This window comes from Coleofasciculus sp. C1-SOL-03 (assembly GCF_040220555.1).
In the GTDB taxonomy this organism is placed as follows: domain Bacteria; phylum Cyanobacteriota; class Cyanobacteriia; order Cyanobacteriales; family Coleofasciculaceae; genus Coleofasciculus.
In genome coordinates this window covers 78,953-103,890 of record NZ_JAVJUO010000074.1, presented here as the reverse complement: position 1 = coordinate 103,890, position 24,938 = coordinate 78,953, and the positions used below count along the sequence as shown (strand labels likewise).

General features: G+C 46.4%; 23 protein-coding genes and 1 pseudogene. 13 read left to right on the top strand and 11 right to left on the bottom strand.

What is annotated here, in order from left to right:
* Window positions 1–102: 102 nt before the first annotated feature.
* Window positions 103–1,173: a metal ABC transporter solute-binding protein, Zn/Mn family gene (locus RIE73_RS12795; protein WP_446401531.1), complete on the bottom strand. Its 1,071-nt coding sequence runs from the start codon at window positions 1,171–1,173 to the stop codon at window positions 103–105.
* A gap of 273 nt (window positions 1,174–1,446) precedes the next feature.
* Here RIE73_RS12795 and RIE73_RS12790 point away from each other — a divergent pair, with 273 nt between their 5' ends.
* From RIE73_RS12790 to RIE73_RS12780, 3 genes are all read left to right on the top strand, one after another.
* Window positions 1,447–2,166 (top strand): metal ABC transporter ATP-binding protein, encoded by a 720-nt coding sequence (locus tag RIE73_RS12790; protein ID WP_446401555.1) that lies wholly within the window; start codon window positions 1,447–1,449, stop codon window positions 2,164–2,166.
* A 229-nt stretch (window positions 2,167–2,395) separates the two neighbouring features.
* Window positions 2,396–3,283 carry a metal ABC transporter permease gene (locus RIE73_RS12785; protein ID WP_446401530.1) on the top strand — a complete coding sequence of 296 codons (888 nt, stop codon included), beginning with the start codon at window positions 2,396–2,398 and terminating at the stop codon, window positions 3,281–3,283.
* A 408-nt stretch (window positions 3,284–3,691) separates the two neighbouring features.
* Window positions 3,692–4,486, top strand: a complete 795-nt coding sequence (locus RIE73_RS12780; protein ID WP_446401529.1) for a hypothetical protein — start codon at window positions 3,692–3,694, stop codon at window positions 4,484–4,486.
* 246 nt (window positions 4,487–4,732) lie between these two features.
* Here the strand turns inward: RIE73_RS12780 and RIE73_RS12775 are convergent, their stop codons facing one another.
* Window positions 4,733–6,379, bottom strand: a complete 1,647-nt coding sequence (locus RIE73_RS12775; RefSeq protein ID WP_446401528.1) for an FAD-dependent oxidoreductase — start codon at window positions 6,377–6,379, stop codon at window positions 4,733–4,735.
* A gap of 249 nt (window positions 6,380–6,628) precedes the next feature.
* On the opposite strand from RIE73_RS12775, the gene RIE73_RS12770 reads away from it, so the two are divergent.
* A complete protein-coding gene (locus tag RIE73_RS12770) occupies window positions 6,629–7,429 on the top strand; it encodes an endonuclease/exonuclease/phosphatase family protein (protein ID WP_446401527.1) in 801 nt (266 codons plus the stop codon).
* A 158-nt stretch (window positions 7,430–7,587) separates the two neighbouring features.
* Here the strand turns inward: RIE73_RS12770 and RIE73_RS12765 are convergent, their stop codons facing one another.
* Together RIE73_RS12765 and RIE73_RS12760 are read right to left on the bottom strand one after the other, a co-directional pair.
* Window positions 7,588–8,220 (bottom strand): transaldolase family protein, encoded by a 633-nt coding sequence (locus RIE73_RS12765; protein ID WP_446401526.1) that lies wholly within the window; start codon window positions 8,218–8,220, stop codon window positions 7,588–7,590.
* A gap of 158 nt (window positions 8,221–8,378) precedes the next feature.
* On the bottom strand, window positions 8,379–8,714 hold the full coding sequence (locus tag RIE73_RS12760; RefSeq protein ID WP_446401525.1) for an element excision factor XisI family protein: 336 nt from the start codon (window positions 8,712–8,714) through the stop codon (window positions 8,379–8,381).
* A gap of 159 nt (window positions 8,715–8,873) precedes the next feature.
* Here RIE73_RS12760 and RIE73_RS12755 point away from each other — a divergent pair, with 159 nt between their 5' ends.
* Window positions 8,874–9,107: a hypothetical protein gene (locus RIE73_RS12755; RefSeq protein WP_446401524.1), complete on the top strand. Its 234-nt coding sequence runs from the start codon at window positions 8,874–8,876 to the stop codon at window positions 9,105–9,107.
* A gap of 158 nt (window positions 9,108–9,265) precedes the next feature.
* A complete protein-coding gene (gene gvpU, locus RIE73_RS12750; protein ID WP_446401523.1) occupies window positions 9,266–9,706 on the top strand; it encodes a gas vesicle accessory protein GvpU in 441 nt (146 codons plus the stop codon).
* A gap of 37 nt (window positions 9,707–9,743) precedes the next feature.
* Here gvpU and RIE73_RS12745 read toward each other — a convergent pair whose 3' ends face one another.
* The 4 genes and pseudogenes from RIE73_RS12745 to RIE73_RS12730 form a co-directional block, all read right to left on the bottom strand.
* The gene (locus RIE73_RS12745) at window positions 9,744–10,214 is read right to left on the bottom strand and encodes a type II toxin-antitoxin system VapC family toxin (protein ID WP_446401522.1); all 471 of its coding nucleotides are present in this window, start codon (window positions 10,212–10,214) and stop codon (window positions 9,744–9,746) included.
* A complete protein-coding gene (locus RIE73_RS12740) occupies window positions 10,201–10,587 on the bottom strand; it encodes a hypothetical protein (RefSeq protein ID WP_446401521.1) in 387 nt (128 codons plus the stop codon). Before RIE73_RS12740 ends, RIE73_RS12745 begins: the two co-directional genes overlap by 14 nt.
* Window positions 10,588–10,941: 354 nt before the next feature.
* Window positions 10,942–11,208 (bottom strand): hypothetical protein, encoded by a 267-nt coding sequence (locus RIE73_RS12735; protein ID WP_446401520.1) that lies wholly within the window; start codon window positions 11,206–11,208, stop codon window positions 10,942–10,944.
* Window positions 11,209–11,313, bottom strand: a pseudogene (locus RIE73_RS12730) (BrnT family toxin); the annotation flags it as partial.
* A 43-nt stretch (window positions 11,314–11,356) separates the two neighbouring features.
* On the opposite strand from RIE73_RS12730, the gene RIE73_RS12725 reads away from it, so the two are divergent.
* On the top strand, window positions 11,357–11,695 hold the full coding sequence (locus RIE73_RS12725; RefSeq protein WP_446401519.1) for an element excision factor XisI family protein: 339 nt from the start codon (window positions 11,357–11,359) through the stop codon (window positions 11,693–11,695).
* A gap of 15 nt (window positions 11,696–11,710) precedes the next feature.
* Here RIE73_RS12725 and RIE73_RS12720 read toward each other — a convergent pair whose 3' ends face one another.
* Both RIE73_RS12720 and RIE73_RS12715 read right to left on the bottom strand, forming a co-directional pair.
* Complete coding sequence (locus tag RIE73_RS12720; RefSeq protein WP_446401518.1) at window positions 11,711–13,258, bottom strand: ArnT family glycosyltransferase; 1,548 nt, start codon at window positions 13,256–13,258, stop codon at window positions 11,711–11,713.
* A 924-nt stretch (window positions 13,259–14,182) separates the two neighbouring features.
* Complete coding sequence (locus RIE73_RS12715) at window positions 14,183–15,328, bottom strand: quinone-dependent dihydroorotate dehydrogenase (RefSeq protein ID WP_446401517.1); 1,146 nt, start codon at window positions 15,326–15,328, stop codon at window positions 14,183–14,185.
* A gap of 282 nt (window positions 15,329–15,610) precedes the next feature.
* Between RIE73_RS12715 and RIE73_RS12710 the strand changes: the two genes are divergently transcribed.
* The 6 genes from RIE73_RS12710 to RIE73_RS12685 all read left to right on the top strand — a co-directional run bounded on the left by RIE73_RS12710 (window position 15,611) and on the right by RIE73_RS12685 (window position 24,081).
* Window positions 15,611–18,439 (top strand): GAF domain-containing protein, encoded by a 2,829-nt coding sequence (locus RIE73_RS12710; RefSeq protein ID WP_446401516.1) that lies wholly within the window; start codon window positions 15,611–15,613, stop codon window positions 18,437–18,439.
* Window positions 18,440–18,620: 181 nt separating this feature from the next.
* Complete coding sequence (locus tag RIE73_RS12705; protein ID WP_446401515.1) at window positions 18,621–19,304, top strand: Uma2 family endonuclease; 684 nt, start codon at window positions 18,621–18,623, stop codon at window positions 19,302–19,304.
* A 555-nt stretch (window positions 19,305–19,859) separates the two neighbouring features.
* Window positions 19,860–22,487, top strand: a complete 2,628-nt coding sequence (clpB, locus tag RIE73_RS12700; RefSeq protein ID WP_446401514.1) for an ATP-dependent chaperone ClpB — start codon at window positions 19,860–19,862, stop codon at window positions 22,485–22,487.
* Window positions 22,488–22,606: 119 nt separating this feature from the next.
* Window positions 22,607–22,810 carry a hypothetical protein gene (locus RIE73_RS12695; RefSeq protein ID WP_446390328.1) on the top strand — a complete coding sequence of 68 codons (204 nt, stop codon included), beginning with the start codon at window positions 22,607–22,609 and terminating at the stop codon, window positions 22,808–22,810.
* Window positions 22,811–22,951: 141 nt separating this feature from the next.
* Complete coding sequence (locus RIE73_RS12690) at window positions 22,952–23,137, top strand: hypothetical protein (RefSeq protein ID WP_446401513.1); 186 nt, start codon at window positions 22,952–22,954, stop codon at window positions 23,135–23,137.
* Window positions 23,138–23,394: 257 nt separating this feature from the next.
* Window positions 23,395–24,081, top strand: coding sequence for a Uma2 family endonuclease (locus RIE73_RS12685; RefSeq protein ID WP_446401512.1), 687 nt, complete (start codon window positions 23,395–23,397; stop codon window positions 24,079–24,081).
* 92 nt (window positions 24,082–24,173) lie between these two features.
* Here RIE73_RS12685 and RIE73_RS12680 read toward each other — a convergent pair whose 3' ends face one another.
* On the bottom strand, window positions 24,174–24,887 hold the full coding sequence (locus RIE73_RS12680) for an SAM-dependent methyltransferase (protein ID WP_446401511.1): 714 nt from the start codon (window positions 24,885–24,887) through the stop codon (window positions 24,174–24,176).
* Window positions 24,888–24,938: the final 51 nt, after the last annotated feature.

Sequence of the window (24,938 nt, the reverse complement as noted above, 5' to 3'; positions counted from 1 at the left end):
GGCTGGTGGGCAATGCCCACCCTACGGTACATCAAGGGTTTCGGCGAGCCAAAAATGCCAATTTTCAGTACCATTCCTCTTCAGGCTGATTATCACCTGTCATTAGTTTGAAGGAGTACAGGTTCCGCCCAAACCTTCCACGATCGCACAGGTATTATGGGTGATCATTCCGATATAAGTTCCTGTGTCACTATTTTGGGCACCTAGACTACCAACAAACAGTTTTTGTTCCCAAACCTTGACATTCGCTTCCCTAGCTACAGTCTCAATAGCGGTGGAATTGGTTGTGGTTTCCACAAAAATCGTGGGAACCTTGGCTTGTTCAATGGTTCCTACCAATTCCTTTACCCGTGCGGCTGAGGGGGTTTCTTCGGTACTGAGTCCTTGTAACGATTCCGCCGCTTCAAATCCATAAGCGTTGACATAATAAGCCAAGGCGTCATGAGTGGTGATAATTTTACGTTTTCCTGGGGGAATTGTTTCCACTTGGGCGTTCACCCAGGTATCTAACTGGTCGAGTTGGCTGGTTAACTGTTGAGCATTTTCTGCATAAAGGTCAGCCTGATCGGGATTAATCTCTGTCAGTTGGTTGCGAATCACATCGACCATCGCTATGCTGTTTTGGACATCGTGCCAAACATGGGGATCGGGAACGTTTTCCCCCTTATCGGCGGCATGGTTTTGTTCATGATCTGAGTGTTCACCTTGTTCCTTTTCCCCGTGATCATGGTGATCTCCATGATGATCATGGTGATGTGCTTCTCCCTCTAGGGGATTGGGGACAGCTTCCTCAAATACAGCAACGATAGGGGCTGAGGTATTGCTGGCTTCAATTAATCCCTCAACACCGGGTTCCCCCTCATAGCCACCATAAAGGATCAGTTGTGCGGTTTCAACGGCTTTGCGATCCGATGGGGTTGATCGGTAGGTGTGAGGATCTTGGTTCGGGTCTAATAAACAGTTGAGTTGAATGGTGTCTTGGGCAATTTCTTCAGTTAAATTGCAAAGAACGCGATGAGATACCACGACACTGGGTTTCTCACCTGATGTCCCATCCTCTGTTGGTGAAACCGTTGTCTGGTTGGTTTGAACACACCCTGTCAGTGCGATCGCGAATACCAGAACTGTACTCTTCCAACCGTTCAGGGTTTGGCTCGATAGATACTTTAGCATAGTCAAGCTCCTTTAACCGAGAGATTATTATAATGATAATCATTCTAAGATTGGAGTTGACCCAAATGGCGACGGTTTCGTCCCCAATACGACTCCCAGGGAGTTCTCATGTATTTTCCTCTCCCCCAGCACCCAGACGTGCCATGGCACGTCTCTACATTGCTCCCCCTGCGTCCCTATCCCTACCCAATTGGTGTGACATCAGGGGAATCATTATCCGATAAGCTGAAAGCAGAATTTGTTAATGGTAGTCATTCTCACAGACAAGTTGTAATGCTCGAAGTTCATGATTTGGCGGTCAACTACCGAAATACCTGGGCAATCTCCGGTGTTTCGTTTTCCATCCAACCGGGACAGTTAACGGTGCTATTGGGACCCAACGGTGCTGGGAAAAGTACGATTATTAAGGCGATTCTGGGACTGATTCCGCTCACTAAAGGGGTCGCTACATTTCACGACAAACCCCTGAAAAGTCAGCGCAAACGAGTCGCCTATGTACCGCAGCGCACCCAAATTGACTGGAATTATCCGGTTACAGTCTGGAATGTCGTGATGATGGGGCGCACTATCCACACGGGTTGGTTTAAACATCCGTCTCGTCAATCCCAGGAGATTGTTCAGGATGCATTAGAACGGGTGGGCTTATTTGAGTATCGCCATCGTCAAATTGGTGAACTTTCTGGTGGACAACAACAACGAGTATTTTTAGCTAGGGCGCTGGCACAACAGGCAGAGTTGTTTTTTTTTGATGAGCCGTTTGCTGGGATTGATCAAAAGACAGAAGAGATTATTTTTGAAATTTTTCAAGACTTAAAGTTTCAAAATAAAATGGTATTGGTGATTAGTCACGATTTGGGGGAAACCTTAGAGCAATATAACCAAGTGTTACTATTAAACAAGGAGTTAATTGCTGTGGGGTCAAAGTCAGAAGTATTGACAACTGAAAATCTCAAAAAAGCTTATGGTAAACTCATGAGCCTGGTTGTTGCCTAATCTCAAAGCAGTAGGAGTGGGTTTAGCTACTGTAGGGGCGAGCCATTAAAGCTTGCGTATGACTGATAACTGAAAAACAAAACCCGCCCTGGCTTGTGACCGATAACTTAAGTTGCAAATCATAGCAATCATTAAACATCAACATTCGGAAGAATAAAGGTAGCATAATACAGATTTTAATGAAATATTAATAGTAAATAATAAATTAAGAATAAGTGAGGTGGATAGGATGTGGGATTGGTTAATTGAACCGCTGCAGTGGGGATATATGCGTGACGCCATAGCCATTGCGGTGCTGCTGGGAATTTTAGGGGCGGTTGTGGGGAGTTATTTGATTGTGCAACAGATGATCATGATCGCTCATGTGATTGCCCATGCTGTTTTACCGGGACTATCCATTGCCTTTTTTGTGGGGGAACAATTTCTGTCTCTGGGGGCGTTTGTAGCCGGGACATTGAGTGCTTTAGTGGTGGCTGGGATTCATCAGCGATCGCGAGTGAAAGTAGATGCAGCGATGGCGTTAACCTTAACCAGCTTTCTGGGCTTGGGAGTCATCCTAATTACTCTCTTAGAAACGAACCAATTTGACCTTAGTTCTATTCTATTTGGTGATATTTTAGGCGTCAGAACCAGCGATGTCTGGCATACGCTAATCATTACCGTCATCGTTTTACTGTTAACCAAACTGTTTTACAAAGAACTCCTTTTTTACACCTTTGACCCCCTCGGCGCTCAAGCCAGTGGTTTACCCGTCACCACGATGTATTTTGGCTTTGTCTGCGCCATTACCTTGACGATTGTCGCCAGTATGCAAACCGTGGGCGTGCTGCTGGTTATCTCCCTCCTGGTTGGTCCTGCCATTACTGCCTATCTTTTAGTCAAAGAATTGCATCAGATGATGGGATTAGGGGCAATAATCGGTGTAATGGCGGGTGTCACGGGTATGTATTTAAGCTATCACCTGGATTTGCCATCGGGACCCGCGATCGTCATGGTTGTCTTTAGTTTCTTTATTCTGGCATTTCTATTCAGTCCCACCCAGGGAATTTTAACTGAACCCGGAACCGTCCGTTGGATTGCCAACATCCTGCAACCGCTCAAACTCTGGAAACGCTGAGGCTCTCCCTGTTTTGACCGCTAACTGGGGGTTCTATTAGGTTATAGCAATCGCCATAGCGTTTAGGACGCATCATTTGGTAGAGACGTTGCATGCAACGTCTCTACAACAGTTCATTTGTCCTAATCGATGTGTCTACTGCTATATAATCCAGTCCGCGCAGGCGGACTACCCGTCGGGAAGGCTTCGCATACATTTGTGTAGCAGCGATTTCAATCGCCATGGCAAAAAAGGGTTTTCAAAGCGGATTTGGTATGAAATGTATCTATCGACTGATTCAAGATCACCTCATATCCTCCTTTAGCTTGGCGTCAGCGATAACGGCAGATTGGTAAGTTGATGAAAGATACAAGAAAATCTTAAACCACCAGAAGAACATTCAATATCAGTAAAGGAGGACAACTCTACATGGATAGTAATAAGCAATTTTCGGATAAAAATAATCAACCTGTTGAACCTACTGCCAACCAACCCGATGAATCTTCGTCCAATCAAGACAATCAAGGTAAGGGTGTAGTCGGCGCTGGCGTAGCTGGCGCAGCCGTTGGTGCTGTAGTTGGTAGTCAAGTGGCTGGCAAACGAGGCGCAGTTGTAGGTGCTGTCACAGGTGCAGTAGCTGGTGGTTTGACGGCTAAGGCTACTCCGGAGGACGCACCCGATAAACTCAAAGGTGCTGCGGATAAGGCAGCCGATAAAGTGCAAGGTGCAGCGGAACAAGCCAAGCCAGCGATTGAAAATGCCGCTAACCAAGCTAAAAGTGCTACGGAAAAAGCAGCCGACAAGGTAAAAGATGCGGCTGAGAACGCTAAGCCAGCTATTGAAAGTCAAGCCGACAAAGCCAAAAGTGCTGCGGTGAAGACAGCCGACAAGGTGCAAGATGCGGCTGAGAAGGCTAAACCCTCTCTCCAGAGTAAAGCTGACAAAGCCAAAAATGCGGCGATGGGTGCAGCCGATAACGTTCAAGACAAGGCAGAGAAAGCAAAGCCATCAAATCAAAACAATCAAGATGGTGAGGTAGTGGCAGAACAAGAACGCATTATTGTGGAACCCGACCCAACGGCGGTAGTCGCAGCAAAACCTGTCACTGCTGTGGGAAAAAACGTCGCAGAAACAGAAGTGACGCAGGTTGAGGTTAAGCCAGAAACACCTGAAATACCTGAAGTTGACAAGCGAACATCCTTCAGAAAGAATACCGAACGGTAAAATAAGGATTCCTAAGACCAAGTTGTGTTCCGACGTGTCATATTAACGCTTTGAGAGGCAACTTGGTACTATAGCAATCGCCATAGCGGTTAGGACGCATCTTATGGTAGAGACGTTGCATGCAACGTCTCTACAACTCATTCGTGTTGTACTAACTTCAACGAATGACAAATGACAAATGACAAATGACAAATGACAAATGACAAATGACAAATGACAAATGACAAATGACAAATGACAAATAACCTACTGAACTGCCTTGTAGGTTTTAAATCCACCCGTAAGATTGTGGGCATCAAACCCCTGTAACCGCAACGCACGGGTGGCATAATATGCCCGTTGACCGACTTGGCAATAGACAGCAATTTTCTGGTCTTTGGGCAATTCATGGACGCGATCGCGCAATTGTGTCAAAGGAATATTTAACGCCCCCTCCACATGACCCGCCTCAAATTCGCCAATTTCCCGAACATCCAATAGCAGCGCCTCATCGTCCGCCAGCTTATCCCAGTGAATAATTGGTGCATCACCGCGCAATACATTCGCCGCCACCATTCCTGCTAAATTCACTGGGTCTTTCGCCGCACCAAACTGAGGCGCATAACACAATTCTGCCTCCTCCAAATCAAACACCGTTGCCCGATTTTGCAGCGCCATGGCAATCACATCCATACGTTTTTCTACCCCTTCTTCCCCAACGGCTTGTGCGCCCAAAATGCGACCCTCTTGGGGAGAAAACAGTAGCTTCATATCAATCGGTTTTGCCCCTGGATAATAGCCCACATGATGACCCGGATGCAGATAAACTTTCTCATACGCCATCCCCACCCGCTTCAGGGTTTTCTCACTCGCACCCGTCGCCGCCACAATTAAGCCAAAGACACCACAAACGGTGGTTCCTTGTACGCCGCGAAACGTGGTATCCCGTCCACAAATCGCATCCGCCGCCACTCGTCCCTGGCGGTTGGCTGGACCGGCTAAGGGGATTAAAATCCATTCCCCCGTTACCCAGTCGCGCACTTCTACAGCGTCACCCACCGCCCATATATGGTCATCAGTGGTTCGCATCTGTTCATTGACTCGAATCCCACCGCGATCGCCAATATCTAATCCAGCATCCTTCGCTAGTTTAGTTTCGGGACGCACGCCAATGCCTAATATCACTAAATCGGCTGGATGCTTTTCCCCGGATTTTGTCGATACAATCAATGTTCCCTCACTGGTTTGCTCAAACCCAGTTACCCCATTGCCTAAGCGTAACTGTACCCCATTTGCCGTTAAGCGATCGTGAACGGGTGTCACCATTTCGGGATCAAGGGGAGGCATGACTTGCGGTAACATTTCCAGTAGGGTCACAGCAATTCCCCGCTTAACTAAGTTCTCCGCCATCTCCAAACCCACAAACCCGCCACCAACAATAACCGCTTGCTGCACCTGACGTTCAACAATCCATTCCCGAATCCGACGGCTATCAGGAATGGTGCGTAGGGCAAAAATTCCCGGTAGGTCAATTCCCGGTAAGGGTGGACGTAAGGGAGAAGCGCCTGGTGCCAGGACGAGGGCGTCATAGCGTTCTCGGTACACTTGTCCAGAGTTCAAGTCTTTGACGGAGATTTCTCTGGCGTCTCGGTCGATTTCCAGGACTTCATTCTCCAGCCGCACCTCAATATTAAAGCGCTGTTTGAACAGTTGTGTATTGGCAACCAGGAGTTTTTTCTCGTCGGTAATTACATCTCCCACGTAGTAAGGTAAGCCGCAATTGGCAAAGGAGACAAAGGAACCGCGATCAAAGATGATAATCTCCGCCGACTCCGACTGACGGCGAGTTCGCGCCGCACAGGATGCGCCTCCAGCAACACCACCGATGATCAGAATTCGTTGTTTTGTGTTCATAACTGATCCTTTATGTTTGGAACGTTTTACCTTATAGGGTTTTGATCGGGGATTAGCGAATTTATATTGCTCGTTGTTTAAACAGTGATTGATTCAATCATACAGCCTCTCTGCTGGAATAGGACTACGATTAGATCAAAATTTAATATTTGATAACTATTTATCGATATAGCTGTTTTGTATCCGGTAGATTTCCTCGGTTCGGTTTATTCTCGATCAGAGGAACCAATCAAAGGAGTAAACTCACCCGTGGTCAAAATCGTCACCATAAATATTTTGTTTGAAATGGACAGATGGGAACAGCGACGAGACCTTTTGGCAGCCGGACTCAAGGCACAACAGGCGGATCTGATTGGGTTACAGGAGGTCAAGTTGCCAGAAGATACCAGTGCTTGGTTAGCTGAACAGCTAGAGATGCCCCACGTCTATTTGATACCGTACCAAAAACCCAATCAAGCGCAACCCAAATATGGGGCAGCGATTTTGAGCCGTTATCCATTCGTACAGCAGGCGGAACTGGATTTGCAAGGTCAGGGGCGCAAAGCGCAGTATGTGCAAGTGGAAGTGGAGGGTCAAGCCTTAATTTTATGCAATGGGCATTATTTTTGGTCGCCCGGTTCCTCTCCCGAACGAGAAAAACAGATTCGGTTACTCCTGGATTGGTTGGGTAAGTTTCTGCCAGAAATGCCTGTGGTGGCGGTGGGTGATTTCAACGCGAGTCCCGGTACTCCGGAAATTAGTCTGATGGAATCTCAATTTACGTCAGCGTATGGGGCGCACCACGGACATGAACCCGAGTATACTGCTCCCACTCCCCTATGGCGCGGCTGGCGGCGGATGCTAAGCTACGCCATAAGTAACTGGAAGCGCTACGGTAGGTTGAGACATGAGCGGGGAACACGGGATTATATTTTTTTCAATCAATATTTGCGTGTGCAAGACTGTCAACTGATTCTGACTGAACCAGCGCCTGATGATTCTACTCTGTATCCCTCTGACCATTTTGGTTTGGCGGCTCAATTGGAATTGTTAGTAGGTGGAGAAACGTAAAGTTAAGGATGGGGATTGTCATTGGTCATTGGTCATTGGTCATTTGTGATAATTGAATGGTTAGGTCGGGGCGGGTTTATTTACATCTGGATGCAACCAAAAAGATAGTAGTGAAACCCGCCCCTACACAATCTCCCTCACCTTCCCCATCTCCCCTACTACAACAATCCCCGCCCTTTTTGGGCAAATTCATCAATGGTTTGCTCGGATAAATTGTGGGTAGTCATCGCATTCAACATCTCTAGCGGAAGCGTCAGATGATCCGCCCCAGCGATTAAAGCCCCCGCCGCTTCTTCTGGTGATTTGAGACTGGCGGCTAGAATTTCCGTGGGACTATCTTGGAGGATAGCTGCCATTTCTTTAACCAACGCCAAGCCATCCCCGAGTAAACGAGTGGCGCGATTCACGTAGGCGATCGCATATTTGGCACCAGCTTGTTGGGCAACGGCGGCTTGGGCGGCGCTGTAAATGGCGGTGACTGAACAGGGAATCTCTGGGGACAAATGGGCGACAACCTGAAATCCTACGGCTGTAGCCGGAACTTTCAGCACTGTTTTCTCCCCAATAATCTCAAACGCTCTTCGTCCTTCTGCTACCATTCCCTGAAAATCGGTTGCCATGAGTTGATAATACAGTTCTCCTGGGCTAATTGCCGCGAGTTGTTTTAGGGCTGTTTCTGGTGGTAAATCACTTTTGGCAAGCAGTGTCGGATTGGTGGTGATTCCCTTGACCCATCCCCAATTTTCTACAGTTTTCGCTTCACTGACTAATGCCGAATCCAAATAAATCATGATCGATTTTCCGTTATTTAAGGGACTTACGGAAAAATAGAATACCAATCATTGTAGAGAAAAAAAAGCGGACAAATGTAATAGTTTATCTGTTTTGTCGGTATAACCCCATTGAAAAGCGGATCGCGAAAAATGAGCAAACTGCAAATTCAACTTGGTTAAGCGATCGCGTAACCTGTATAAGGGCGAACCTCTGGCGGCTGAAACCCTAGCACGATATCCGATGGAGGAACACCTGCGGCAACGAGTTCTTCGGTAATACCATCTTCGATACCATCGCGTTGAATCCAAATTTTACCATCAATAATCTGAACATGAGTAAGGCAGCCATGGACTCGGCGTTTTTGTTGCCAGCCTACATCCAACAACAAAAAATGGTTGCGATCGCGATCGACAATCAAATATTCGTCTATTTCTCCGTAACTATAAGGGATATCGGCGTGTTTTTTCAGGACGTTTTCGATTGTCTCTCGATAGAACTCTAGGCGATCCATTGCACAACCTCCTTGGCTTTTCTTAAAGTGAAGTCACCGTATGCCATAAACAAGCGTGAGTTGTAGCCATCTCAATCCTATTGAGTTGTGAGAATATAGTATAATAGCCGCTAGAATCTAGGGATAGAGATATCCACAGACTAGCAACAACAGCAATCTATGGTTCAAAGGAGCTTTCAGCAAGAGTCTTTACCTCCAGCGCTTGAAAGTGGCGATCGCTTAAATCTTTATGAATTTGAGCGTCGTTATAACGCGATGCATTCTCTCAAGAAGGCTGAACTAATTGAAGGAGTCGTTTACTTGCAGCAGGGTGAGTATGTTTCTTTGCCTGTAGATGAAGGGAATGTAATCCGGAGTCGAGTATTTCCTCCGATTGTGGTTAGCCGTCGGTGATTTGTTGGCTGGAAATATAGGGAGAGTGTTGTCGGTGTTACAGGAAGGTTTAGCTTCGGAGGAACATACAAGGTTTGTCGAACAGTTAGCGAAACGTTGTTATAGTTAGATTGCATAACTGTAAAGCTTTAATTTCGTAGTTGAACTTGAGCAAGAAGATGACTGAATCGCCGTATAGAGAGTTTGAGGAAACAGAGGGGACTCCCCTTTCAATCGATCCAATATTAAAAACGTTTGTCCGTTTTGCAGAAGAACAGGATTTTAGCTTGGGAGTTACTCTGACTATTCATGGATTACTAATTGCTGGCAACATCATCAGTTACCATAAATATCTTGAAGGAATCGCTCAAGGCTTTAAATCTGCCACTGGCAATCAAGAAATCAGTCAAATCCTTGCTGAATCTTACCGAAATGCAAATCAAGAGTATCTAAAAATTTGCAGAGAGGAAGGATTAGAAGAACTTCCTCCTCCATTGTATATCCATCTATCTAATGCAAGGTTTATGTTTGGCAACAAAATTGTGCAAACAGGGTCTTATTGGAGAGGAAGATTGGATGAGGTCGATGGATTCTTTCTAGGCATAATCGATTTTGAGTAAAGTAGATGGTAAACTCTTGAGAAACGTGATTCACACTCTATCTAAGCGTCGAAAGTAAAAGAATACGGTGTAACGGAAAGCTGCTAGGCACAGTCCTAATTATTTGTTCGTCAGCCGTACACCATTGACAATTTAGGGTTTCAGCCAATCGGATGTAGGTCATGTCGTATGAACCTTTCGCATAGTCTACAGACATTCCCACTGATGCTATGCACTCATCCTCAATTGCCGCAGATATTTGAATTGGGATCTGGAAAAAGGCTTTGGCAAACTCTACGGCTTGTGTTTTTTCGAGACGAGGTGGATTCCCTTTCACTTGTCCGCAGGCTCTTGCTAAAATACCACATACCTCGTAAGGAAGAATTTGAGGAGCATGTAACTCAACTTCATTAGCTAAACACGCTAGAAGGATGTCGCTAGCTAGGTCAACATTGCTTTCTCTAGCATCCTTCAGAAACCATTTAGCCGCCACGCTTGCGTCAATTACTAAACGCTCAGGTAGATTCACGCATCTCCCTTAAAGTATCTATAATATTGAAGTCAACTGAACCAACCTCATCCCGCAGCTTCTGGATGCGCTCATACAACTCTCGGCGCTCAGGTGAAAGCTTATCGAGTCTTTGCAGTCTTTGCTGCGTTCTATCTAATCTATCGCTACCAACCTGTGGTATATGCTGTAGAGCATTCAATGCATCTTTTTCAGCTTTCTTGAGTATCTCAATTGATACATCCCGTTTTGGGGTTGGCAACCTGCTTTTCTTTCGTCTACAGGTTGAGAGATGAGGCAGTACAGCACTCCTCACAGATTCTACGATGATTTGCCTAAATTCAGCATCATGCTGTTGTGTACCCCCTGTTATCTCTATTCGGACAACTATCATCACCATATCATCGATCCCGTCGTGACCTTGTTAGAATTAACCTTGATTGACCTCAACCCTAATAAGTGGGTGGACACAAGTAAAGTTAACGGTTGAGATTAGGGAACAGGGAACGGGGAACAGGGAACAGTAAGGGTTTGAGGGCGATTTACTTGCACTTAATACAGTACCGTTTTCTTTTGTCCGACTACTTATCGTCAGTTGAGAGGGTAATTAACCTAAGTATCTTATTATATTTCAACTTTGGCTAAGTTTTACGGCGCAGCAAAAAGTCATAGACACCGCTATGATCCCCTACTCCTCCAAGAAATTGGTGATCTATGTACCTCACTTACCACCAAAAGCGCTGTCAAATTAAGGACTTTCGTCTGTTCGATCTAACGAAGTTCTAGACTTGATTTCGGGAGCAATGGCTTGATTGTCCTGCATAACCCTAATCAGAAATCGCAGAGCTTCATTGACTGCCTCAGCATTAGGAAACATCTCTGCAACATCAGGTTCTAAGCGTACAGTTTTCCCGGCAAAACTTTTCCGTCCAGAGCCTAACTTTCTGACTCGTAGACTCTTTAAGTCGTATTCTGATCGCAGATCATCTTCCATATCTGGCTTAACCCTCTTCACTTAACCCTCTTCATAAGCTTCTCGTTCAGCTCGTGTTACAACTCTTGCACTAATCAGGCGAATCAAATCTCCTTTTTCTGTATACGATACAATGAGTAAACGTCCTCCACTCCCATCCAACATCAATGTCAAATTTAGCGATCGCACAATGGATACCCAATTGAACTACAGAGATATCATTAAACAAATACTACAGGAACACGCCGACTATCGGGCTTCCCTGCCTGACAGCTATGACTCCCACGTTCTATTTGATGATCAGCGAGGACGCTATTTAGTCTTGGATATTGGCTGGAATGATGACAAGTATCTTCATACTACACCGATTCATATTGATTTAATCGGTGATAAAATCTGGATTCAATATGACGACACCGAGGAGGGAGTTGCTACCGATTTACTAGAAGCAGGCGTTCCCAAGGAAGATATTGTACTGGGTTTTCGCCATCCCAAAATTCGGCAGCATACAGGTTTTGCCGTGGCTTGATTGCAGGATAGTTACTCAATCGAGAATTGCAATTAGGGTGAAGCCTTCGCTACTACCGAGAATGACGCGATCGCGAATCGGTAATACTGCCAATGTTGACTCATCTACCAGTAAATACGCCGACGTTGACGCTAACTGTTTCAATGTAGTTGTATCCGTCGGAATCACTTGGCGATCGCTATAAAAATCTAAACTGGGACGCCGATAACTAAACGATGTATAAACCACCGTGTCTGGGGGCGTGTGTTCCTGAATTAACTGGGCGACTGGTTTTACCGCAAAGGCTTCATTTAATTCCCAAACCCAGGATGTAGACATGATTAACAATAACAATGCCACGTAAGTTCCACCCAATAAAATCGGGATAAATTGGCGATTATGCTGGTAAACCTGCCCAGCCGCCAAACCCATGGTTAACGCCACAACCACGCCCATAATAATTAATACAGGCTGCGGATCTGCCAAGATAAAATAAACAGATCCCCCCACCCCAGCAACTGCCATTAGCCCCAAAAGCCAGACTAAAATTTGCGGGTAATGCTTGCTTTTTTGCCATAAATGAGCTAAGAACATACCAACAGCTAAGGCAAAAAAGGGATAGAACGGCATAATGTACCAAGGCAACTTGGTTCCCATTAGGGAAATCGCTCCCAGATAGCCAACAGTACCAATCAGTACCAGTTTGCCCCAACTCCTGTAGCGATGATGCCAAGCTAGCGCCAATCCGCCAAACCAAAACAATAGCCAGGGAAAACTGTATTTAAGTAATTCCAGCAAATAATACCAAGGCGCACCCTGATTTCCCTCCACAGACTCCGAGATGCGGTTCAACCCCTGCGCCTGAAAATGCACCTGCCAAAAGGTTTCACCATAATACTGCCACTGAACCGCATACCACGCGATCGCAGGTGTAATTCCCAAGAGAATCCCTAGCCACAAATAGGGATGTTTCAACAACGTCCATTGTCTATCAGCTAAGAGAAACCCAAACGCGATCGCACCGAGGAGGATCACCAAAATCCCTTTGGTTAACGTAATTAATCCCAGGCTAATCCCAATCCCAACCGCCCAACGCCTATCCTGACGCGCTTTCAGCAGACACACTAGCAATAGCAGGAAAAACGACACTACCGTACCATCCAGCATCGCCAGACGCCCATGACGCACCACAGGTAGTAACGTCAAGTAAACGCTAGCCGCCAATATAGCCGGGAGACGTTGGGCAAAAACCTCTCGTCCCAACCAATAGAGTAACGGAACGCTACAAGCAGACAAAAATGCTCCCGGTAGGCGGGTAGTGAATTCTCCTATCCCCCAAAATTGATACGAGATAGCAATTAACCAATCCATTAACGGGGGTTTGAGCAGATAAGGTTCCCCCGCAAGCGTTGGATGTAGCCAATTCCCGGTACGATAAATCTCTCTAGCAATTAGGGCGCGAGTGCTTTCATCCCAGTCTCGTAGCGGTACATTCCCTAGAGAAATACTCCCCAGGAGAAGGGCGGCTAAGGAAAAACCAATTAGCCAATGGTACTCAGTTAGATTCAATCGTCGTTTTGTCAAGTCTCTATCTCCTCAAAGGGAGAACCCGCGCCGCCGTTAAAACCGGGATAAACCCTTTGCCATCCAAGTTACTTGACAAATCGTAACATTAGCGACTATCTTGTTTACCAATAGCTTATAGTCTTGACAGAGGCGGTGAGTTGTCTCGATTTTTGATCCAATCTCTACCGCGATCTAGCGCCCTGAACTTAAACTCTAGTAATTATTAAACGTTTTTCGGGCGTCCAACAGTTCTAGATAAGATATCGGCACGACTATGGGCCACAGGATGGTAGCAATGATTAAAATCACCCAAGACGAAAATTTTTCATTTGGGGACAGGCTGTCATCGTGTTGCATGAAATCTATCCATCGGCTGAATAAGATCGGTATCATGACTAGGTAGAATACGGCAAAGCCGATAAACATAGTTTCCCACATACAAAACCTCACTAACTTGATCATCAATTTGGTAATGAGTGACTCCTTAACCAAAGTAAGAGAGTCCTCAGCAATCTGGCTCTGCTTAGGTTTCTTGCTGGGAGATAACGCTCTGCCAACCTAAGCTGTATCTTCTTTCCCACCTATCTTTTTTCCCCCACCTATCTTTTTTCCCACCACTATAGCTAGAATGCCCTTGTCTCAAGCACTTTCGCAGCAATAGAATGCTAATCCACTCTTTACGCTAACGTTTAGAAGTTGGTCAAATTGGTTCGCCCAATTGACGTTAACAGATAAAGTTAATCGGTATCAGAAGTACTAATACTTACTTACTAAATTAGCAGTAGTCTGTTGACCATCACAGGATCACATCCCAAACATCTATCGCCAGATTTTAATCTATTCTATACCATTCTAGTATCGATAAAAAGATGGGGATGGAGATAGCCTGATGATTCATGTCGTGTTATCCGCCCTAGGCAAAACCTGGGTAAGGAATCAGCTTCACCCTTTAACGCCTTGTAGCTGATTTGTGATCTGAGTAATCGAACTCAATCCTTGTTGTTCCAACTTTCTTAACAATCCCTGCATGATTCGCCGCGCCATCCAGGGTCCTTCATAGACTAATCCCGTGTACGCTTGAATCAAGCTGGCTCCGGCGGTGAGCTTTTCCCAGGCATCTTCGGCGGTAAAAATTCCCCCCACGCCGATAATCGGTAAGTCCCCTTGGGTTTGCTGGTGAATAAATCGAATCACCTCGGTTGAACGTTCCCGCAGTGGCGCACCACTAATTCCGCCAGCTTCTTCTGTCACGGGTTTACCTGTGGCGGCGATGACTGGGGTTTTCAGCATATCCCGGCGAATCGTTGTGTTGGTCGCCACAATTCCCGCAAGCTGATAGGTTTGAGCTAGCATCACAACATCCGCGATCGCTTCCCACTCCAAATCCGGTGCAATTTTGACTAAAAGCGGCTTTTGCCCTTGATTTTCCTGTTGCAACGTCTCCAAAATGATTCCTAGTTGTTCAGCATCTTGCAGCGATCGCAATCCGGGTGTATTGGGGGAACTGACGTTAACCACAAAATAATCACCCCAAGGCTTAAGCAGGCGGAAACTGGTTAAATAGTCAGTAGCGGCGTCTTCTAAGGGTGTTACCTTAGACTTACCCAGATTGATCCCCAAGGGGATCGGCTCAAACGGCTGATGTGCGATCGCCGATAATCGATCTGCCAAAGCTTTCGCCCCTCGATTATTAAACCCCATACGGTTGAGAACCGCTCTATCTTGGAGTAAACGGAACAAGCGGGGTTGGGAGTTTCCGGGTTGGGCGTGACAGGTAACGGTTCCCAGTTCAGCAAAGCCAAACCCAAAGATACGCCAAATTCGAGCCGCTACCCCATCTTTATCAAATCCGGCGGCTAAACCAAGAGGATTGGGGAATTTCAGTCCCCACAGGGTTTGTTCTAAGCGAACATCGCTCAGGCAAAAGGCTTGGTGCAATTGAGAGGAAAGCCAAGGAGTTGAGGAGGATTGGTATGTACGGTCTAGCCAACCTAATAAGTGCATTGTCTGTTCGTGCGCCCACTCCGGATCTGCCTTCACCAGCGAAAATAGAATTGGGCGAATGGCAGATTGGTAAATATCAGTCATTGGTTATTTGTCCTTTGTCATTCGTCATTCGTCATTTGTCATTTGTCATTCGTTATTGGTCATTCGTTATTGGTCATTCGTTAGGAAACAGAGAACAGGGAAAAGTGTAAGGTAGAGTTTTGAGTTAACTCACGACTTCCCCATATCCCTCATCTTCCCCAGCTTCCCCAGCTCCCCCAGCTCCCAGACGTAGCATGCTACGTCTCTACACCGCTCCCCCATCTCCCCCATTCCCCATTCCCCATGCCCCATTCCCCGTTCCCTGTTCCCTGATAATTAATTATGGGTCAGCAAAATCTACCATCCCAAAACGATCATCCATTCCTTGCCCTAGGACGAGTGCTGGAGACATTGCGGGAAGAGGACAATGCGGAGGTGTTAATCGAAACTACTCTAAATTACCTGCAAACCGAGTTTGATTACCACCTGATCTGGATTGGGCTTTATGATCGCTTGGATCATCGCTTATTTGGTAAAGGGGGTATTGCTCCCACGGCTGAGACCGATTTTTTGAAGCAACGATACAACCTGCAACCGGGTGATCTGTTAGAACAAATCGTGATTCAACAGCGCCCAATCACCGTTCCTGATATTCAGCAAGAAATCCGGGCGGGAGAATGGCGACGAATTGCTACCAATCTAGGGATTCAGGGAACATTGCTGTTTCCCTTACGCGCCAAGGATCAATGTTTTGGTATCACCTTGTTGGGTTCACATCAATGGGGTATCTCTGCCAAACCCAAGGACACCGCCCATTTATCCATGGTGTTGGGTGGATTAGCGGCGGCGCTACATGAGATAGAGGTCAATTGGCAACAATCGGCAATGAAACGCCCCGATGAACCCCTGTTTCAAGCCCTCGATGAGCTGATCAAATTGCCCAAGCTGGTTCAGCGTTTGGATAAATTGGTGGCGATGACTCAAGAGTTTATTACACCGACGCGCACTAATATTTATTGGTATCATCCGCAGCAACGCTATTTCTGGCATCGGGTGGGTAATCGTCAATCTCTCCGTAGTGTTGTTGGGTTACGCAACTCTAAAGCGGGTCTTACTGTTGCTGAAGCCAGTGACTTTTATCAGGCGTTAAAAGCGGGTAAATTAGTCACTATTGGCAGCAGTAGAAGTCAACTCAAGACACAAACCACAGAACATATCCTCAATCGACTACGAACTCGTTCGTTAATGGCAGCCCCGATTCAAATTCAAGGGGAATTGTTGGGGTTTCTGTCGGTGGAAGAAGACGAGCCGCGAATTTGGGAACGGGCAGAACGGAACTATATTTTAGCTACCGCTCAATTAGTGGCGCTGGTGGTGAGTGGTGAGGAATTAGACACCCAAGTTCAGGTAAGAATCAAGGATAGCCAGATGGTGGCAACGATCGCTCAAGCGATCGCCTGTCGTCCCACGCCTGAAGCCGCCCTGAATCAGTCGGGAAAGCTGATTTGCCAGCATCTGAATACGGATCGATTGGTAATCCTGCAACCCGATCCGTCGGGTCAATTCACTGTTGTGTTTAGCCGACAACCGTCGAATCGCCGTCCTTGTCCCTCACCCTTACCCCCCCTGGATGATCAGGATCAGCAGTGGTTGAGGGGACGAAAAAAAATGGAGGTGATTGAAGATATTGAGGCAGATGGGTTTCTTATATCCTGGCGGGAGACGTTCACGCAACTGAATCTGCGATCGCTCCTCATCGAGCCTTTATCCTATCCAGAACATTCCCCTAAACAACCGAGTTTCCTGTTCTTGATTGGTCATGAGAGTCCTCGAACGTGGAACTCGAATGAACGGGATTTCGTGAAAACTGTAGCCCAACTCATCCACCTGCTACTAACGCTATCGGGTGAGTTAGATAACGCCAAACGTTCATTTTTGGCGCACCAAACCCTGCAGTCGGGTCTATCCATGCTCCACTCAGCCCCGAAAGATCCGGTGCGCTTTGAACGGGCTTGGATTAATTATGTGGCAAAGTTGCTCGAATGTCCATTGGTGGCGCTATTCACTTGGACTCCCCAAATTGCTTGGGCGACGGTATCCACGGTGGTGGTTACGGATTCGCGTTTTGCTCTCCCTCCCGATTTAACCATTTCGGTGGCAACAAATCCCCTGATTCATGAGGCTCTAGCTACCCCCCATTTCCGCTGCTTTGCGGTGAAGGATCTGCCGGACTCGATCCGTCAATGGTTTAATCGTCCCGATATTGGTCAAATTTTGGTGATTGCCTTACATCAGGATACCACCTCAGCCACGGGAGTGATTCTGATTGCGGATCACCAGGAACGAACGTGGTCTGAACGTTTGTTATCGGTACTGGAAATCTTAACCCAACAGTTTACTGACTTGCGTGACTATCGGTATCGCCTGATCCAACAAACCCAAGAGCGGGAGAATTTGCAAGCTCTCAACTGGTACAAACACCGATGCTTGGAGAAATTGTATCAGTCTGTGCAGGAGATGAATAATGCCTTACTCTCCTTGGACAGTCAGACATACTCCCTGGCGGAAGCCAGCCAACAGATGACCAATTCGGCGTTACAAAAGATGCGTCGTCAGCAACTGCTGCATAAGTTAGAAGCCGTTCTAGCGGGGGTGAATCCGATTCTCAAGCAGGAACAGTGGCAACTCAGGACGACGCTACGCCCGATCAAGTTGGCAACGTTGTTGAAGCGATCGCTGCGACAGGTGGAACCCTTTTATCATCAGCGTCAACTGGTTCTGAATATGCACAATGTTAGTCAGTTTACCATTTATGGGGATTACCTGAAGCTAGAATGCATTGTGTTGGAGTTATTGCTCACGATTGGTTTACAATCCCGTGCTGGACGTTGGATTCATCTGTGGTGCTGTCCCCTACGTTCGGATACTAAGCCCAGGCTGCGCTCAAGTTCACCTTATCCGTTACTCGAGTTACTGATTTCTCAAAGCAATTCTTTGGAGGAATGTCAGCAGGTTCTCACCGCTTCACCGAGAAAATCGCTACCTGGCTTAAATATGAAAATTTGTCAACAGATTTTGCGGAGTTGGGGAGGCGATCTGCAATTTTACCAAACCCAAGTCCATGATTATTTGATCCGGTTACTGTTGCCATTGGAACAGAAGCAGAGGTAAGAAACCTCGTCCATCTGATTAACATGGGTGGGGTAGTTCATCAAGCCCCGACAACTCCTACGAAGTCGGGCATCTGTCGGTGTACCTCACTAACTACCAAAAGCGCTGTAAATTTCTCACTCGACGCTAATCGACGCTAAAATAAATGTAACCGTTAGCAATTATAGTTAAAGCGTGCCAGATGTCAATCAGTCCCACCGTTTCTATCCCTCCCCTAGAAAATGGCGATCGCCTCACTCGCATCGAATTTGAGCGTCGCTATCAGCAAACACCAGACAAGACAAAAGCCGAATTAATAGAAGGAGTGGTTTACGTGGCTTCACCCGTTCGCGCTAACCGTCACGGTAAACCCCATGCTCAACTCGTCGGTTGGTTGTTAGTGTACGAGTCAGAAACTCCGGGTGCATATCTGGCTGACAATACTACAGTCCGTTTGGATGCCGATAATGAACCGCAACCCGATGCCTTACTCCGAATTGAACCGGAAGTCGGAGGAAATTCTCGGATTACTGCGGATGATTATATTCAAGGCGCACCGGAGTTAGTTGTAGAAGTAGCGGCTTCGAGTGCTTCTTATGATTTAAATGATAAACTGAATGCCTATCGTCGCAATGGTGTACAAGAGTATATTGTCTGGCAAAGTTATGAAAATCGCATTGATTGGTTTCGCTTAGAAGAGGGGAGATATGTTTCCTTAGAACCTGATGAAGTCGGGATTATTCGCTCTAATGTTTTTCCTGGATTATGGCTAGCAGTGAATGCGTTACGTGAGGGGAATTTAGCTGAAGTTTTGGCAGTGTTGCAGCAGGGAATACAGACAGCAGAACATCAGGATTATGTCCAGCGTTTAAATCGGCAAGCATAGCGATACCGATATGCAAAACTTGATAGCGATCGCGCTGGAGTTTAGACTACGAAAAATTAACCTAGCTATAGCCCGATGCTGAGAAAGAAGGAAAATTACTAAAAAATTAAAGTTTAAGATGCTTTTTTCGACCGTTTTTTGTGTCGTATTTTACCTTTTTTAACCACAGGGTAACGAGTTCATGATAGGGGAGACGTGAGGGATTTTGCTTCATTAGTTATATAGGCAGCTCTAATAAAGAGCCTGGGCACACTCGCCGATATGATTTGATTCCCTTTCCCACATTACTTGGTTACGGCGAGCGCACCCAGGCTGATTAATAAACTCAACACAGACTGATATCCTTACTCGTAGTCTAAACTCCAGAAGTAAGCGAGACGTTCACATTACTGTTCCCCTCTGCCTTCTGCCATCTGCCATCTGCCATCTGCCTTCTGCCATACCTCCGTGGTGCTGAAATACGCCGTAAAAAAGCCGTGAACACCGATCCAGCCACCCCCATCTGCTTCCTACAATGAGGTCAGTTAAACAAATTCTCTACGTTAACAACTGACTATGCAACCCAATAATCCCAATCTGTTTACCGAAAAAGCCTGGGAAGCCCTCGCCCAAACCCCAGATGTGGTAAAAGCCGCCCAGCAACAACAAATTGAAAGTGAACATTTGATGAAAGCGTTGCTGGAACAAGAGGGGCTAGCAATCAGTATTCTCAATAAAGCCCAAATCCCAGTGCAGCGCATCCGCGAAGCCACCGACGCCTTTATCCAGCGTCAACCCAAGGTGTCTGGGAGTAGTTCCTCTATTTATATGGGGCGTAGCCTGGATACCTTATTAGATCGCGCTGACGGCTACCGCAAAGAATTTAACGATGACTACATCTCCGTCGAGCATCTGATGTTAGCGTATGTGAAAGACGATCGCTTTGGCAAAAGCCTATTTCAGGAATTTAAACTAGACGAACAAACACTGAGAAATACGATTACCCAGATTCGGGGGAACCAAACTGTGACTGATCAAAATCCAGAAGGCAAATACGAAGCCCTAGAGAAATATGGACGGGATTTAACCGAAGCCGCTAGAGACGGTAAACTAGACCCCGTGATTGGGCGAGATGATGAGATTCGCCGCACGGTACAAATTCTCTCCCGTCGCACCAAAAATAACCCAGTTCTGATTGGGGAACCCGGAGTGGGTAAAACCGCGATCGCAGAAGGATTGGCACAACGGATTGTCGCCGGAGATGTTCCCCAATCCCTGAAGGATCGCAAATTAATCGCCCTGGATATGGGGGCGTTAATCGCCGGGGCGAAGTTCCGAGGGGAATTTGAAGAACGCCTGAAAGCCGTTCTCAAAGAAGTTACCGACTCCAAGGGACAAATCATCATGTTCATTGATGAAATCCATACCGTTGTCGGTGCAGGGGCGACACAAGGATCAATGGATGCGGGGAATTTACTCAAACCCATGCTAGCTAGAGGCGAGTTACGCTGTATTGGCGCGACAACCTTAGATGAGTATCGCAAATATTTAGAAAAAGATGCGGCACTAGAACGGCGTTTCCAACAAGTCTTCGTCGATCAACCCAGTGTCGTCGATACTATCTCCATCCTCAGAGGGTTAAAAGAACGCTACGAAGTTCACCACGGCGTTAAAATCTCCGATAGCGCCTTAGTCGCCGCCGCCACCCTCTCCACCCGGTATATTAGCGATCGCTTCCTCCCGGATAAAGCTATTGATTTAGTCGATGAATCCGCCGCCCGACTGAAAATGGAGATTACCTCCAAGCCGGAAGAATTGGATGAAATCGATCGCAAAATCCTGCAACTGGAAATGGAGAAACTGTCCCTGCAAAAAGACAGTGATCCAGCCTCCATGGAACGCTTAGATCGCCTGGAACAAGAACTGGCAAACCTCAAAGAAGAACAACGCACCTTAAACGCCCAATGGCAATCGGAAAAAGACGTTCTGGATCGGATTCAAGGGATTAAAGAAGAAATTGACCGGGTAAATGTAGAAATCAGCCAAGCCGAACGGGAATACAATCTGGATCGGGCGGCTGAACTTAAATATGGGAAACTCCCCCAGTTACAACAATCCCTGCAAGCTTTTGAACAACAGCTAAACTCAACCCAAACCAGTGGTAAGTCCCTGTTGCGCGAAGAAGTCACCGAATCCGATATTGCTGAAATTATCTCCAAATGGACGGGAATTCCGATCAGCAAACTGGTAGAATCCGAGAAAGAAAAACTCCTACAACTCGAAGACGAACTGCATCAACGAGTCGTGGGACAAGAAGAAGCCGTTACCGCCGTCGCCGATGCAATTCAGCGATCGCGTGCAGGATTAGCTGACCCCAATCGTCCCACCGCTAGCTTCATTTTCTTGGGTCCGACGGGTGTGGGGAAAACCGAATTGGCAAAAGCCCTCGCCGCCTATCTCTTCGACACCGAAGACGCCTTGGTGCGGATTGATATGTCCGAATACATGGAAAAACACACCGTCTCTCGCCTCATTGGTGCGCCTCCGGGATATGTTGGCTATGAAGAAGGGGGTCAGTTAACCGAATCAATCCGGCGACGCCCTTATGCGGTGATTCTCTTCGACGAAATCGAGAAAGCGCATAATGATGTATTTAACATCATGCTGCAAATCCTCGATGATGGTCGAGTCACCGATGCTCAAGGGCATACGGTAGACTTCAAGAATACCGTCATTATCATGACCAGTAATATTGGGTCACAGTACATTCTCGACTTAGCTGGGGATGATACCCGCTATAACGAAATGCGGGGACGGGTGATGGATGCGATGCGAACCAGCTTCCGTCCGGAGTTCTTGAACCGGATTGATGAAGTAATTATCTTCCACGCCCTGCAAAAACACCAGTTACGCCATATCGTCTCCCTACAAACCCAGCTACTGGAAACCCGGTTAGCCGAACGGCAAATGTCGCTGAAGCTATCGGAAGAGGCGATCGATTACTTAGCCGAAGTTGGGTATGATCCGGTGTATGGCGCACGTCCCTTGAAGCGGGCGATTCAGCGAGAATTAGAAACCCAGTTGGCTAAAGCCATGCTGCGGGGTGAGTTTAGTGACGGCGATACCGTCTTTGTCGATGTGGAGAACGAACGGCTGACATTCAAGCGCTTACCCGCAGAATTGTTAACCACGCAATCGAGTTAAGGTTTCAACAGCCAGGGAATTTAGGACAGGTTAATCCCCCACTTTAGGGGGATTGTTCCATTTTATGTCAGAATAAGTCCCGTAATTCTGTCGTTGTCTCAATCTCAAGGAACTCGATTGTGAATCAATCCCCCAATGAAGGCACAAAAACCTTTTTGTATATTATTGGCATTGCCCTAGGTGTGGGTCTATTACTCGCCGCCTTTGTATTGCTACTCACGGGACTCGGTGTCATTCAGCAAATTCCCTCGGCTGTTGTCTGGGCGATCGTTCTTTTTTCCATTGGTATTGGTATCCTTAGTGGTCTTACGATTCGACGGTAAATTTAGTAGGTTGATGGAAATAAATCGAACTCTATTCAGTGCTGTCACTATTTCTAAAAGCTTTACGAATGACAAATGACGTAGCTTGCTTCTCGCTTGCGCGAGTATGACGAATAACAAATGACAAATGACGAATGACAAATGACGAATGACACTCTAATTTATGCTTATATGTTTTCGATTTCTGTCGCCGTGACGATAGTGGTTTATATTTTTCGCGGTCTAGCCATTCTCAGCTTTATGCCCGGTGGTATTTTGTGGTTGTTAATTTTACTGTCGATTGCCACGGGGGTGATTTACGGCGTACAGAAAACCAAGCGGTATTAATTCAAAGGAATTTACCTCACATCTTGCCATTATCGTCGCCATTATCGTGGGTTGTAGGGGCGAGTCGCTGCACATAGTAGGCGGTGTAAGAATTAACCTATATCGACTCGCCCCTCCCAGGATTTTCGGTAAAATTAAGGGTTAGAATGACGAATGACGAATGACGAATGACGAATGACGAATGACGAATGACGAATGACAAATGACAAATGACAAATGACAAATAACAAATGACTTAAAGAAACAGGATAAAAGCTATGATTGCTCCCACGAATCAGAACCCCATCACGATTCCATTCCTCGAAAATGGAGATAAGCTTTCTCGTGCAGAATTTGAGCGGCGTTATACAGCGATGCCTCATCTGAAAAAAGCGGAACTGATTGAAGGAATTGTTTACATAGCATCGCCTTTAAGGTTTGAACCTCACGCTGAACCTCATGCTAATATACTCCTTTGGCTAGGAAACTATAAAATTGCGACTCCGGGTGCACGTTTAGGCGATAATCCGACAATTCGTCTGGATCTTGATAATGAACCCCAACCCGATGCAGTTTTGCTAATTGATAACAATTGCGGGGGTCAAAGTTGTCTTGACAACCAAGGCTATATTAAAGGCGCACCGGAACTGGTGGCTGAAATTGCCGCGAGTACGGCTTCAATTGATCTGCGGGATAAAAAACGAGTTTATCGTCGCAATGGGGTGAAAGAATATCTGGTTTGGCAGGTTATTGATCAGCGTTTTGATTGGTTTTCATTGCAGGAAGAGGAGTATAGTTCTGTTGCACCTGATGCAGAGGGAATTATCCGCAGTCAAGTTTTTCCGGGGTTATGGTTGGGAGTTACGGCGCTTTTAGCGGGGGATATGCTTGGAGTTATGGCGACGTTGCAAGCGGGGTTAGCGAGTAGCCAGCATCAAGAGTTTTTGCAACGGTTAAGTAGGTAGGCACAATAAAAGTTAACGGTGAAGATCGTCATTTGTCATTTGTCCTTTGTCCTTTGTAAGGGTTTGAGGGCTATTTACAGAACTTAATATAGTCAACATTCAGACGCGCCATGGCACGTCTCTACATTCTCTGTTACTTGTAACATTTGGTTTCCTCCTTTTTGAAATTCATAAGCAACCTGCTTGATTTCCAGGTTATATCCTTGGTTGTTGAACTCTCGGATAACGGGGGATAAGTGAGGTGATATCTCTCCGGAAATATCCACCAAAGGAAAAATTCGCACCTGATCTGCTACCCGACACAATTCCCGAATTGAATTTAAGTGAAACTCTAGAGATAACAAGTCAGAATAGCTAAAAAGGAAGTGAGAACAAACCGCTAAATTAAATTGATTCATTGTAAACGGTAAAATAGGTAACGCCGCGTTAATGTACCGTCCTTGTTCAATCCCCATTGATAAGTCGTCAACAAATTGTTCCATGGCTGAGAGACGGATTTGTCCTAATGCTTCGGGAGATTCAATCGTCTGCCACACATAGTTATCACGATTCGCTGTTACCCCATCAATTACCGTTGGATAAACCTCTTGAATTCGTCGTTTTATCTCCTTAGCCGGAAACTGATAGATTGGATCACAGGAGATCACAGTATAGCCTTGGCGCGTCATCTCCGCATTAAAGCTAGCTGGTCCCCCTGCACAATCGAGTAGGGTGAATTTGAGTTCATCGGGTTGCAGGTCAAACATTCTGACATATTCGTCTAGGGAACGTCCCCAGGGAATAACGGTTTCGAGTTTAAATGCCATTTTTATTTCTTTGTTCACTCAAAAGGATGAACATAAAAAAATGATTAACTT